At 53.6% G+C, this 12,297-nt stretch carries 17 protein-coding genes and 1 tRNA gene; 8 read left to right on the top strand and 10 right to left on the bottom strand.

All coding sequences use genetic code 11. The features are described from left to right. Window positions 1–14 precede the first annotated feature (14 nt). Window positions 15–989 (bottom strand): adenylate/guanylate cyclase domain-containing protein, encoded by a 975-nt coding sequence (locus ABWV79_RS06110; protein ID WP_353390946.1) that lies wholly within the window; start codon window positions 987–989, stop codon window positions 15–17. A 464-nt stretch (window positions 990–1,453) separates the two neighbouring features. Here ABWV79_RS06110 and ABWV79_RS06105 point away from each other — a divergent pair. The 7 genes from ABWV79_RS06105 to ABWV79_RS06075 all read left to right on the top strand — a co-directional run bounded on the left by ABWV79_RS06105 (window position 1,454) and on the right by ABWV79_RS06075 (window position 4,184). Beyond that, window positions 1,454–1,547 (top strand) — tRNA-OTHER (locus tag ABWV79_RS06105). Between the two features lie 19 nt (window positions 1,548–1,566). After that, window positions 1,567–1,728 (top strand): hypothetical protein, encoded by a 162-nt coding sequence (locus tag ABWV79_RS06100; RefSeq protein WP_282121533.1) that lies wholly within the window; start codon window positions 1,567–1,569, stop codon window positions 1,726–1,728. Further along, the gene (locus tag ABWV79_RS06095) at window positions 1,721–2,779 is read left to right on the top strand and encodes a hypothetical protein (RefSeq protein WP_353390944.1); all 1,059 of its coding nucleotides are present in this window, start codon (window positions 1,721–1,723) and stop codon (window positions 2,777–2,779) included. Before ABWV79_RS06100 ends, ABWV79_RS06095 begins: the two co-directional genes overlap by 8 nt. Further along, a complete protein-coding gene (locus ABWV79_RS06090; RefSeq protein ID WP_282121531.1) occupies window positions 2,772–2,936 on the top strand; it encodes a hypothetical protein in 165 nt (54 codons plus the stop codon). The genes ABWV79_RS06095 and ABWV79_RS06090 overlap by 8 nt, the downstream gene beginning before the upstream one ends. After that, a complete protein-coding gene (locus ABWV79_RS06085; protein ID WP_282121530.1) occupies window positions 2,929–3,081 on the top strand; it encodes a hypothetical protein in 153 nt (50 codons plus the stop codon). The genes ABWV79_RS06090 and ABWV79_RS06085 overlap by 8 nt, the downstream gene beginning before the upstream one ends. Continuing rightward, entirely contained in the window at window positions 3,081–3,392 is a 312-nt protein-coding gene (locus tag ABWV79_RS06080) for a hypothetical protein (RefSeq protein ID WP_353390943.1), read from the top strand. The genes ABWV79_RS06085 and ABWV79_RS06080 overlap by 1 nt, the downstream gene beginning before the upstream one ends. 195 nt (window positions 3,393–3,587) lie before the next feature. Continuing rightward, window positions 3,588–4,184, top strand: coding sequence for a hypothetical protein (locus ABWV79_RS06075; RefSeq protein WP_353390942.1), 597 nt, complete (start codon window positions 3,588–3,590; stop codon window positions 4,182–4,184). Between the two features lie 288 nt (window positions 4,185–4,472). Here the strand turns inward: ABWV79_RS06075 and ABWV79_RS06070 are convergent, their stop codons facing one another. The 8 genes from ABWV79_RS06070 to ABWV79_RS06035 form a co-directional block, all read right to left on the bottom strand. Continuing rightward, on the bottom strand, window positions 4,473–6,170 hold the full coding sequence (locus tag ABWV79_RS06070; protein WP_170694764.1) for an adenylate/guanylate cyclase domain-containing protein: 1,698 nt from the start codon (window positions 6,168–6,170) through the stop codon (window positions 4,473–4,475). A 164-nt stretch (window positions 6,171–6,334) separates the two neighbouring features. After that, the gene (locus tag ABWV79_RS06065; RefSeq protein WP_353390941.1) at window positions 6,335–7,213 is read right to left on the bottom strand and encodes a CopD family protein; all 879 of its coding nucleotides are present in this window, start codon (window positions 7,211–7,213) and stop codon (window positions 6,335–6,337) included. After that, window positions 7,210–7,554, bottom strand: a complete 345-nt coding sequence (locus ABWV79_RS06060; protein ID WP_353390940.1) for a copper resistance CopC family protein — start codon at window positions 7,552–7,554, stop codon at window positions 7,210–7,212. The genes ABWV79_RS06065 and ABWV79_RS06060 overlap by 4 nt, the downstream gene beginning before the upstream one ends. Before the next feature lie 12 nt (window positions 7,555–7,566). Further along, entirely contained in the window at window positions 7,567–8,031 is a 465-nt protein-coding gene (locus ABWV79_RS06055; protein ID WP_353390939.1) for a c-type cytochrome, read from the bottom strand. Then, window positions 8,031–8,498, bottom strand: coding sequence for a DUF411 domain-containing protein (locus tag ABWV79_RS06050; protein ID WP_353390938.1), 468 nt, complete (start codon window positions 8,496–8,498; stop codon window positions 8,031–8,033). The genes ABWV79_RS06055 and ABWV79_RS06050 overlap by 1 nt, the downstream gene beginning before the upstream one ends. A 58-nt stretch (window positions 8,499–8,556) precedes the next feature. After that, a complete protein-coding gene (locus tag ABWV79_RS06045) occupies window positions 8,557–8,892 on the bottom strand; it encodes a hypothetical protein (protein ID WP_353390937.1) in 336 nt (111 codons plus the stop codon). Between the two features lie 209 nt (window positions 8,893–9,101). Then, window positions 9,102–9,557, bottom strand: a complete 456-nt coding sequence (locus tag ABWV79_RS06040) for a luciferase domain-containing protein (protein WP_353390936.1) — start codon at window positions 9,555–9,557, stop codon at window positions 9,102–9,104. A gap of 149 nt (window positions 9,558–9,706) precedes the next feature. Further along, the gene (locus ABWV79_RS06035) at window positions 9,707–10,297 is read right to left on the bottom strand and encodes a YceI family protein (protein ID WP_170475543.1); all 591 of its coding nucleotides are present in this window, start codon (window positions 10,295–10,297) and stop codon (window positions 9,707–9,709) included. A 124-nt stretch (window positions 10,298–10,421) separates the two neighbouring features. Here ABWV79_RS06035 and ABWV79_RS06030 point away from each other — a divergent pair, with 124 nt between their 5' ends. After that, window positions 10,422–11,003 carry a TetR-like C-terminal domain-containing protein gene (locus ABWV79_RS06030; protein ID WP_170494985.1) on the top strand — a complete coding sequence of 194 codons (582 nt, stop codon included), beginning with the start codon at window positions 10,422–10,424 and terminating at the stop codon, window positions 11,001–11,003. 463 nt (window positions 11,004–11,466) lie between these two features. Here the strand turns inward: ABWV79_RS06030 and ABWV79_RS06025 are convergent, their stop codons facing one another. Next, window positions 11,467–12,165, bottom strand: coding sequence for a hypothetical protein (locus tag ABWV79_RS06025; RefSeq protein ID WP_170494982.1), 699 nt, complete (start codon window positions 12,163–12,165; stop codon window positions 11,467–11,469). Window positions 12,166–12,297: the final 132 nt, after the last annotated feature.

The raw sequence follows: 12,297 nt of genomic DNA, 5'->3' as shown, positions 1-12,297 counted from the left end.
AGCAGCCGCAATACTCAATCTTGCCACTCCAGCCGATATAAGACGTGGTGACCGCGTAGACCTTTCAGGAGTCTCGGCTCTATTTCAGAAAATGAGAAATCGGTTCGTCCTCCGACCATGGCGCGAGTCGCATCTGACACGAGTATCTCGCCTGCCGCACCAACGGTCGTTATCCGTGACGCTTTGTTGACCACAGTACCGAAGAAATCTCCACGAGATTGAACGACATCACCAGTGTGAATCCCAATCCGAACACCGAAAGATGGCTCCACGGATGCCGATGCAATAGCCCCCTGAATCTTGATAGCTGCTGTTAGTGCTTCTTTCGCGGACGGAAAGACGGACAACGTTCCGTCTCCAAGAGACTTCACGAACTGGCCATGATACTTTTCAATGATCGCCGCCAAGACTTGGAAGTGGTTTTCGATCAGCATCGACCAATGCTGATCGCCCAAAGCCTCCGCCAACGTTGTACTGCCCTCAACATCAGTGAAAAGTACCGAAGCCAAACCTTCGGTTTGGATCAGCTCGGGTCCATCTTCGCGCGCAGCATCAACCAGCTTTTGGATGGCCAGCTGCTCTTTACCCACGAGTTCAATATTTGGAGTTGGCACTGAGGCGTGGCGATTGATGATCTTCCATGCCGCTCCCTCCGGGACAAAAATCAGGACGGTGCGGTAGAAGACGGGTTCATCAAAGCCGACAAACTGAATCTTGTGGACGAAGGATGACCATCCCGTTTCTCCGTTTTCGAAGGCCTCAGCTTCAACTTCTTCGAAAACGACGGGTGCCGGGATCTCCGCAAAAAAGCCGCTAACCCCATCGCGAACTGCTTGCCCGCTCCAAAACTCACCTTCGCCTGTCCCAACGAACCTTAGTTCATCTGCTTTCGACGGAAAATCCTGCAACTCGTCAGTATTCTTCTTGGTTCTGAGTATTTCATACCAACGCCTCGAAACTGCCAGCAGTTCAGGTGAGGAACGTATCATCACAAATTACTCGAGACGCTAAATGGAATGAGACTTACAAAGTCTTGCAACCGGGATCTCCATTTTCGAAAGATGCAGGTCAATGCTGCCGCTGAGGTTTGTTCAGATCAAGACTTTTGTATTTCTCCAGAACGGAGCGCATCAGACGCATATCAAAAGACGCGCGTCGGTTCAGAGCGAACTATCGACAGAGTTTCTGAGTTCGATTCCGGATCACAGGGTATCGAATCGCTTCGCTGTCTGAGAGCTACTCGACGCTGTACTGACCCGCAAAATAAGATGTATCAGTGTATCGGGCACACGCTAAGCTAGAAGGTTCCCAGAACTACGCGGTGAATTTCTAAGTGCAGCACGCTCTGTCTTGACATGGTTATGCGAACTGGTTCAGCTTTCGGTCATGACGTTAACACGCATCCACTGCCATCGAATATCGGCCTGAGGTCGATAACCCACGCAAAATCCGTGGGAGGCAGCATTGGTATGCGGGCGAGGCTTATATCCTTGTAATTGCTCCAGATTAGAGTGCACGAGTCGGTTCGATTCCGACGCCTCCTACCATCCTCAGGAGGTGTCCGACATGGCGGACGAAGTTACGAACGCAATTGATTTCAAAGACATCAAGCAATCGGTCGAGGAGAGCCTCGGACGCACACCCGAAGGCTGGTCCGGCTTGCCAGATCTCGAGAGGGGTCTTCCATCTCAACAAGACCAAGTTCTGGAGAATGTGATTGATGGATGATGTCGAAAAGAGCTGGAAGGAATTCCGAGAAAAGGTTCGAGGTGTGATCGAGGACCATGGAGCTCCAGATGACCTCCGCTCATTTGACGCCTGGTACGCCGAAGAGATGCGTTTGGTGATGGCGCACAACTACCCAGCTCCGCGCGTCTCTGACGTCACATGGTCGACCGAGGGTCTGCATGTCGAGTGTGATGACCGCGAAGTGGTCGACCGTATGATGACTGCTATGGCGGAGGTTTCACACGATCTCAAAGAGGCGCACGCCCGGAGGTCAGTGATGAGCAGTGTTGTCGACTGGAACGATATTCATGGAAGCGTCTTCAAGCAGCTTGGTGAGCATCGTGCCGGGTGGGCGAAGCAGCTTACGCTTGCACTTAAGAAAGTGAAGAGGTTGATCGACGAGCAGCCCGACCTGTTTGGTGATGAACGCCCGTCTATCGTTCAGATCAAGCAGAAATGGGGAGGCTTGCGCGTCTATGAGGGCCCGGGCTGCAACCAGGCTACGAGTGAAGAGATTCAATGGGATGTCGATCAGATTGAGCAAACCTGTGAAGGTTGTTCTAATTCTGCCCAACGCCAGAGCATCCTTGGGTTTGTGACGACGCTTTGCAGCTGGTGCTACAATGATGCTCTGCGGCGGCGATTTGAGGGCGCCGAAGAATCCTGGCCCGACAGCCTGAGGCTGGACATTGTGGAAAACTATCCAGACCTCGTTTCTCCGGATTGCGCATCTCTTGTTCCTGCTGTCAGAAAGGGCTGGCTCGTCATGATTTCGCAAGCACTCCACAAGCTTTCCTTCAGTCAGGATTTCAGGGCACTGGACCCTGGAACTATTCAGATCTCGGACATTAAGAAAGGCCAGGATGGCAAGATTTGTATCGGTTTCAGTCGATACCACGATCTCATTCAGGAGTACGCTGATTGGATGGAATTTCGATGCGGTGTGACGTGTGAAGAGTGCGGCCACGTAGGCGATATCGTTCGGACAACTGACAAATCACAAGTGCTCTGTTCTCACTGTTACTGTACTCGAGAGAAGTCTGATGGGTGATGGCGACGACGTTGAGCTGGATGAACAAACCTTGCGTTTGCTTAGGCTTAGGGAGGCTGAAATTGCGGCCGGTCGAGCAAAACTAACCAAGCCGATCTCAGCGGATGAGATCCGGGCGCGAAAGGTGCCTGATCCGAAGGGTAAGCCAGATGAGTGACGAGACTACAGAAGAGGAAATCCCAATTTTCGTAATCTGCGAGACTTTGGTGAACGGCCAACTTCGAGCGATTGAAGGAAAAGAAATCACTGTAAAACCAAACAAGATCTTAGTCTTGGCGATCAGTGTCGAGGATGTTGAGTGATGACAGATGATTTTTCAGAAGAAGAGATCTTCGGGCGCCCGTTACAGGATGTTCCTCTGGATGCCTTGATCGCAGAGTTGCAAGCTCGTCGCAGAGAGGATCCGGAGGTCTGGCTTGCATTGCGCAAAATGATTTTCGAGCAAATCGCCGATTTTGCACAGCGTCCGGCCGATGCGCCCAAATGGCGGGATGAATGGGTCAAAGAGAACACCTGGGATCTAGTGACTGACGACGATGATGTCGAGATCACTGATGGTAGCGGCAACGTGTTCGACGACCTCGGGATCGAAGACCCAAGGAAGAAGGCTTAGTGATGGGGGCCGAGCATTTCAGCTTGATCTTATCCGCCGTGATCATTGTCGCGTTGGCGATCTACGTCAGACACATCGTCCACACTGCCGGAAAAGATCGCGAAGTCGATCCGGAGCGAGTGCAAAGGATCATGCGAGATCTGGACAACAGCCACCTGGGCCGAGTGATGAACCGGCGAAGGAAGGCGTAGCGGAATGTTGAAGGTGGTTGTCTATGTTGGTGATCAAGAGGTCGCCCGAGCTGTGGCTGAGAACGTTTCAGAACTCGCGGACGTGTCCGATTACAATATCCGGATGAACGAACGTGCTGCCGAGCGGTTTGGCATTCAAGAAAAAGGTCTCGGCGGCCGGATTAAAGGCCACCCTCGAAATCAGACGGCCTGGGCGCTCGTCCGCAAGATCGCAGACCTTTGGCTTGCAGGGACTGGTGTAGGTGAAGAAAGCGTTCAGGCAGAGCTGCTGCCGATGATCCGCAAGTCTATCCGCGAACTAGATGAGAGGGTCGAAAAGGAATCGAACCAGAGCGAAGATTGGAATGCTGTGATCAAGCAGATTTCTGATGACGAGCCTTATTCCCTGGGCTTCTACGCTGACAAATTTGAGTGGTGGACAGCAGACGAGATCGAAGCTCTTCGATGTGACGTGGTTGAGACAGCCACAGAGGAAGAACTAATGGCTGAGGTCGAACGCCGGCGAAGAGCTGGTCTACTGCCCAAGGAGGCCTCGAATGATGGCTTCTCAGATCTGGTTGACGATCTCTGGGGCAAACTCGATACAGACCCAGACCGCTAGTACAGCTTACCTGCCGCCATTACCCAATGTTTGATATAAGATGTCTTATATGGCGACTGTTGTTGTAGTAGTGCGCGCTTCTTCTAAGCGCCTCTCCTGCTAGGAACCAAAGCGTCCCGGATAAGCATTTCCCCAACACTGCTCTGCGGAACCATGTACTACCAGTCTTTACGATAAGCATGGTTGACCGCAACCAGCCCGGAGCCGACATTCAATTCCGAGCTTTGCAGTTACTGAGATACGCAACCAAGCCACCGATTTTACAAACTCAACTTGGTTCCGGCACCGCTATTCTGGCAACCCTGCGCGGCGAAGCGCCTCAAAGTAGCGTTCAGCGCCTTCAGAGCTACCATAGTCAACGTTGCTACGCCATTTCGAGATCGTTTCATCAGGTTCCATTTGCAGCATTTGCGCTAAAGCCTCAGACGCTTTTTCAGGTTCCCCAAGCATTGCGTGAGCAGCGGCCCTCGTGCTGTGAAGTGCGGCATAGTTCTTTGAAAAGCGCAAACCTGCCTCTGCGTAGGCGATGGCATCGCGGTCTCGACCCAGCATTACGCAAGAGGTGGCGGCACCTCCGGAAGCACCCACGAAAACGGCTCCATATCGGCCCAACCGAAGCGCTGTCTGAAAACAGCTTAGTGCCATTTCAGGAAAACCGGCCCAGTTGTACCCCCAACCCATAAACAAATGCAGGCGGGCATCTAATGGCGCTCGTTGCCGTATTTGCTCAAGCGCCACGGAAAGTCGATCCGCGTCCCCGTCAACATTGTAGTCAGCCACTGCAATACTCAGATCAAGCGTTGGGCTTTGACCTGCCATGTGTCGACCGGCCTCGATCCAGTGTGGCAGATTCTGGTAGTAGGATGACAGCTGGCGACGAAGATCATAGGTTCTCGCGCCATTCATTGTCCAAATAGCTTCGGCATAGGCGGCAGCGAGGGTTGGTTTGGCTTCGATGGCCCTGGCGTGGTACGACAACGTCTCTTCATAGCTGTCGATGCTGGCCTCCGACCATGTGATCATGCCCATCAGGACGCACTGTTCGGCAGTCAGTTCGTCTTCAGGCAAAGCCGAGAGCTTTGCGGTCAGCGACTGGATCAAGATCCCACTGACGGCATCCAACAGCTTTTCTACGACCTCGTCTTGCCAATCAAAGATTGCTTCGACCGAACCGTCGAACTTCTGGGTCCAGATTTCGGAACCAGAAGAGTCATTTAAGCGGGCTTCCAGGCGCAATCGGTCTCCGTGTCCACGCAGCACGCCACGAAGTGCATATCCCTCTGATGGTTCTGTGGAAGATATCGCTGCGTTTAACCAGTTGATCGTTCGAAAATAAGAACCGAAATCTGAAGTGAGAGCTGCGGCCATTTCTTGTAATTCAGTGCGTTGGTCGCTGCACATGACAGGATGGATGGATAGCTTTGGCAAGCTCGTCTCTGTGAAAGAAGGCGAACTTTGCGATACACCCAGGTGTGGTCCATCGTGAATCCACACATCCAAGCTGCGCTGGATGTTCTTGAGCTTCTTTTTCCCAACTGCTTTGAAAGCGTCTGCCAGAGTGTGTTCAAGGTTCAAATGTACGGGTTCAGAAATTGCGATGCCACCGGTTGGCGCAATGCTCTCAAGCCGTGCGGCAATGTTTACACCATCACCTAGGATGTCATCACCTTTTTCTGTGATGTCACCCACATGAACACCGATCCGCATGTTCATTAACGAGTGTTCAGCCAACTGCTCTTGTAGCTGCATTGCTGCGGTTACAGCTTGCGCCGCGCTGTCAAATTGCACCAACCAACCATCGCCCATGCTCTTCACAACACGACCTGACTGGCCTGCTATCGTTGGGGTGACGATGTCGCTTTCCAGGTGATCAAGCATGAGAATTGTGGCTTGCTCATCTTGGTGCATAAGCGCCGAATACCCAACGACATCCGCAGCTAGTATCGCCGCCAACCTTCGTTGCAACTGTTGTCCCTTGTCCGACATGCGTTCGACGATAGATGATGCGGCCCTCTACTCCAACTGCCTGAATACGAGGTTCGCTCAGGGCTCTTTCTGGCGCTCTCCGCCCTTGGCATCAGCGTCAGTTCGCAGCCCTTAACGGACACTCGCAACAAGGCTTTGCGTTTCCGGATTTGGACCAAAAGGCGTCAGAGATTGATGGGAGGTGTCGTCACACTGGTTAGCGTCGCCGTTGCAAACAGGATCAGGACAATAGCCAACATCTCCATTGAAATCGCCCACCGGAGAGCAATTTCCGCGCCACGCTTCTCAGTCCTGAGAGCCGGAACAAATCTCAGCTTGTTCAGCGCCGCGAGGCCAAGGAGGGCAGAAACGATCACGACCTTGATCAAAAGCCCCAATCCATATGCCGTCCCAAACAAGGCGGCTACGGAGCCCGAAAGCAACCACGCGAGCGCTGCGCCCGCAACAAGCAGGACGGCAACTCCATAAGCAGCGACACTGCCAAAGTGGTGCAGTAGATCGGCTCCAGTGGAAGTGAGCGCTGCTTTGCGTAAGGGTAGGAGAGCACCGACCCAAAACGCGGCAGCCATCAGATGAAGAACCAGCAAGACCGCGAGAACCGCTCTAGGCTCTCCGAGCGAGTGCCCAACTTGGGCAAATGAAATCGCAATGGCGAGGCAACCCACCAAAGCGACCCACTGCCCTACGCGGGGGAGCAGGATTGCCAATATCGCGAATTCACCCACCCCTCGCCAAATCGCGGCGGTGCCAAGCGGACTATCCCAAACAAAACCAAGCATCATTGGGTCCGTCGCGCCCTCAAAGCCCATCCCGGATATCCGCGCTGCTCTGATGCCAAAACGTAAAGCAAGCACGGACAAACCGACAATCGCAGCTCCGACCGCGAGGTGCCGCGCAAGGCGTAAAACAGACTTTTCAGCGCGCTTGGCAAAGAGGGCCGTGAACAGGACGCTACCCATCGCTAGCAACACCGATCCGTAGCCAAGTGCTTTCGCCAAAATGGCCAAGACGACAACACAGTCAATGGGGGCCAGTCCAGTCATTTAGCGACTGTGAAAGAGAAGCTGCCCTGCATCGGGTGACCGTCGGAAGCCATACCGCGCCAGTCGAAGCGGTAGCTTCCCGGTGTGAGCTCTTCCAACGGCACAGCCCGGAATTCTGTAGCGGGGTCCATACCCGTTTCGCGGTCAATTTCGACTTCGCCATCTGATGAGGTCAGCGTGACCGAGATAATGCGCATCGGATCATCGAACCGCATGGTAAGCTCCGGCACGTCCGTGACAGTCGCGCCGTCAGCCGGCGTCGTTTCTTCGGACTTGGAATGCGCGGCCGCAATTATTGGAGCCATTGCTACGACCAAGCCAACAAGAGTTTGTTTGATCATCTGAGTTTTCCTCTATTCGGATTGGGCATTCAGCTCATCGTGGTACTCACGAAGGTCATTGGGCCAGGTTGACTTGATATAAGAAAGGACCGCTATGATTTCGTGATCGCTGAGCACACCTTCATAGACCGGCATACCGGTTGGGGGCGCATTTTCCATCAGTCCGGCCAGGCCAAATTTGGTCAAGGTGAAGAGCGCTTCATCATCGTGGTGCCACGTATGCCCTGTGGCGTCATGCGGCGGTGCTGGTAGCAAACCATCCTCGCCGTGTTTCCGCCAGTTTGGCTGTCCTTCAAGGTTCTCACCGTGGCAGGCAGCACACTGGTCCGCGTAAATATCTTGGCCAATGGCGACAACTTCCGCGTCATCAGGTGTCAAAAGACCGACCGCTTCAGAGGCTTGGGCCAGAACGAACGCTACGGTGAAACCGGCGAGCGCAAGCCCACCGGTAACCAAGAGTGTTGTGCGCCCTACCATCAGGTGTCGAACGGCTGAGCTGTGCCCGCGCGGTAGTACACCGTTCCGGTCCCGGCATCTCCCCCAAATGCGATGACGTCGTAGCGGGCGGAAGGATCGTCGCCCATACCAGGAGAGCCCATTGGCATGCCAGGAACAGCTAGCCCTGTGATGTCAGGCCGATCCTTCAACACGGTTTCCAGTGCTTCGAACGGCACATGGCCTTCAAAGACATAACCATCGGCTTCAATGGTGTGACAGGATGCGAGGTTCAGCGGTATACCCCGCGCTGACTTCTGTGCCTCGGGGTCTGTCAGTTCCTCAACGGTTACGGCGTAGCCACGTGCGCGAGCCAAGTCGGCCCAGGCGTGACAACATCCGCAACCTGGTGAGCTGAGCACGTGCATTGGAGTGACTGCACGGACGGGAAGAGCGGTCGCGATGAGAGCAGTTGCGGACAGTGTGGTGAAGTGACGACGTGTGATCATGTCTGTCGGTCCTTTGATGTGAAATTTGAACGGATTGCGGGCGGGCGCCCGTTGCCGTTCAGGCTTTCGGAGGACCGGTGGGGACGCTCAGTGCGAGGCCCGAAAAATCGGAAGCAGCGTGCGTCACACCACCAACTGAGATCACCAATGGAGCAATCGGCGAAATCCCCGCCGTGGCGACAAGATCACTAAAACAGGATGCTGAACCCATGCCGCTGGTGGTGTCGCAACAATCCGCAACAGCTTTCTCGGCATTAGCCAACGGATCGTCGTCCGCCATTTGAGCATGATGACCAGAATGATCCGATCCATGGATCAAGCCATGCTTCACGGACGCTGCGGATGCGCCAGAGAATGCAACAACAAGAAGTATCGACAGGATCAAGCGAAACATACCAAATATCTACTGGGGGTATGTAGTTTTGACAAGTTACGAGGATGTGTCGAAGCAAACGATCCTAGTTGCATCCATTGAAGTTGCCCCACATCTCTGGATTCGGCCCGTCTAGAGCGGTGGGACATGAATCATCTGAAATTCCGGTAAAACTGAATTTTGACTGACCTGCGCATTAGTCAGCAACGGAAAGGTCAGCAGGTGGGTGTTTAGCCCAGAGCGATGCCGGTGATGAAGGTGTACGAGCTTTCAACCAGATCGATGACGACATCCAGCTCTTCGGGTGTGGTTGGAGTATAGATCATGACAAAGCCGCTCCACCCAGGACGTTGCTTGGACCAAGGGTGAGCTCCGGCCCAGCCAGCCTCAATTGCCCTTCGAGCCATTTCTGGGTCGAGCGAAGCGTGCAAACTGCCATCAGGATGCATGTGCGCAAACTCAAACCCACCGACGATAGAGTTCGGTTGGGACAACAACATGTCGGGATCAAGCTGAAAGCCAATCGCGCCCGGAAGCGATATGCGTGTTGGGCCAAGCGTGACCCCTGGGAATTGCGCAACACGCTCCAGCAATAGCTTGGCCAAATCGGCATCAATTTCGACACCAATCTGAGTATGCGGTACTCCGCTTGTCGTTTCAGGGCGGGGTGAGGTGCGCTCCGGCAAGGAGCGCTCTTGTGCGAATGCCAACGGGCACGTCAACGCCACCGCTATCGCAGCAACCGCCAGTAGTCTAAGGAACACATTCATTTTGTTGCCAGCCCGTCAATAGTTGAGAATGAGCGCTCAGCGCAGTATCAGCGCCCTTGCACACATTACTCAGCCTTTAATGCTTCGATATTGATCAAGAGCTCTATTTCGTCGCTCACCGCTGGCGCAAATGCCCCAAGTCCGAATTCAGACCGCACGATAGTCGCCGTGGCAGCCAGCCCCAAGGTCGGCGTGCCCTCTTTCGGACCAAACGGGTATGGCGCTGACTTGTTAAGCGTTGTTTCCAGAACAACAGATTTGGTGACGCCATTCATGGTCAGGTCGCCAGAAATATTCGCGGTATTGTCACCGGTCACTTCAATGCTGGTTGAGGCGAAAGTGACCACGTCACCGTCGCTCGCGCTAAAAAAGTCATCGGACATGAAGTGTTGCAGACGGGCGTCCCAGCCCGTGATCATGGATTTTACAGGCATAGACACTGTGACAGACGACGCAGACGGATCATCTTCGTTGAACTCTATCTCGCCGCTAAAACCTGAGAACATTCCAAACGTTTCTGAGAAACCGATGTGGTCGTAGCTGAACAATACCTGGCTGTGTCCAGGATCCAGCTCGTAGCTGCCACTCTCGGACAATGCGGTTGTCGCGCCCATCGTTAAGAGTACCGCCAGCGGGGTTGCTGCCACTTTGAACATTGATACGCTCCTATTTTGACAAGACGTGTTTGTGGAATTGAGTTTTGGGATTTAGGTTTTGGCCGACCATACTTTTAGGACAAAATGTTCTACTATGCAACAAATTGTTCTATAGGAGGAGTGATTGAAAGAAGATCCCAGGCTGATCGCCACACGACAGACTGCGCTTGATGCTGCGCAAAAGATACTGATGGATGAAGGCGTGCTGCACGTAACTCATGGCGCAGTATCAAAGGCAACGCGCATTTCGCGCAGTACACTTTACAGGCACTGGCCAGATGCGCGCAGTCTGCGTGATGCAGCATTCCGGCGCATCGCAACACCGCCAAACATACCGCCCAAAACCGATGGCCCGCTACGATCTGACTTGCGCTGGTTACTCGGTGTACTGATGGGAGCCTTGAATGACACACCGTGGGGCCAAATCGCGCCTCAGGTGGTCGCTGCTGCGTCCACCGACGAAGAAGCGCGGTTGGTGATCACTGAATTCATGAAAGACAGGTTCGCAAGTGTTGAAGCAGTATTTGCAGCAGCAATAGATCGTGGTGAGATCACCGCCGACGTTCCGGTTGACCAGCTCATAGAACTGGCAATCGCGGCACCTTATTTCCGCAAGCTCATTCGTTACGAGGCACTGGACGAGGATTGGTTGGATCGACATGTTGATCTGCTTTGCAGTATCGCGAAATCCAATCCTGGACGGTGAGAATCGCCTGAAATTGCAAACGAAGCGGCCAATAAACATAACAGTTTCCAAGATCGCAGTATGACTACGTTTGCCGCTTGACATCAGCACGTCGCAGGGTCAATTCGAAGCGTTCCCCACAACGTTGACGACTGCACCCTGATTTGTCGCTGCCGCTAATTCACAATGCAACATGAACACCTTTGAGTTCAGTGTCGCCCACGGCAATGTCGACTTTCGGGAACCGGCCAAACATTGCAATGTCCAGTATCCTCCTCGGATGCGCCTTTCGCTGACTTGCAAATAAGTGACTTGAAGCAGCCCAAACTGAACCTTCTCACCCAAGCATTGCAATTTAGTAAACTCGCAACGAAGCGGCATCTAGACTATTTCCGCCCAAAAACCGCTTCCAAAACGCTATCCCCCAAACTGACTTGGTAATGTCAGGTTCAATGCGGGCGTCACGCGTACCAATGCTGCCCGATTAGTCCGTTGCAAAGCAATAAAACAGACCTGCCCCGCCTGAACGTGGCAGATGTTCCTCTCCGCAACCGCGCGAGCCGTGCGATGAGTTCCAGGATATCATGTTTCGAGCATCGTTGAGACCTACACGATCATGGTGCCCGACAATCGCAGATCCATCTTCACTATTCGAAGTCCAGTTACTGCATGTTGTGTCGCCTCCTGCCGTCGAGAAGTATCCCGCGGAATCGGAGCCGGTCAGAATGTCGTGTTTGTTTGGCTGACTGCCACGCCCATTGACAGGGTTACCATTTTCGTCGAGCGCGGTCTGTAGATTAATGTTCACGCTGTTGCTGTGCAGGTCCTCAACGTTGTTGGCGATGAGCTCTCCGTTGGCATTGTACCACGGACCCGATCCGATCCGGTCGCGAGCAGAAACGCCATTGGTGATTGTCATTGGGTCGGTGCTGCGATCAATGGACATTGAGGTGCTCAGATAGGCCGCAAAAGTCTTGGTAGAACCGGTCGCGGAAGCAAGCGCATTGCAATGAGCATCGGCGCCTTCGAGGCCGCCTAGATTTGCACCGTCCCCCTTGCCCACACTAGTGATGAAAAACGACATCTCCTCGCCTGCCGATTGCGCGTGTGCAGTCGCAGCGATACAGCAGATTACGAGTGCAACAACCCCATGAGCAGTTTTTCTGTTGGTGAACTTCGACATGTGTGTCTCCCTTCGTACTGTTTGATCACAGATGCTAGCTCTATGTAACCATCAGGTCCATCCAAGCAACGGATGTATGACACTATGGTGCTGGAGCCATTCACTACAGCCGGTCGTGCATGACCGACCCTG

It is taken from the genome of Ruegeria sp. HU-ET01832 (assembly GCF_040371315.1).
Classification (GTDB): Bacteria; Pseudomonadota; Alphaproteobacteria; order Rhodobacterales; family Rhodobacteraceae; genus Ruegeria; species Ruegeria lacuscaerulensis_A.
This window is presented reverse-complemented; position numbering and strand designations above follow the sequence as displayed.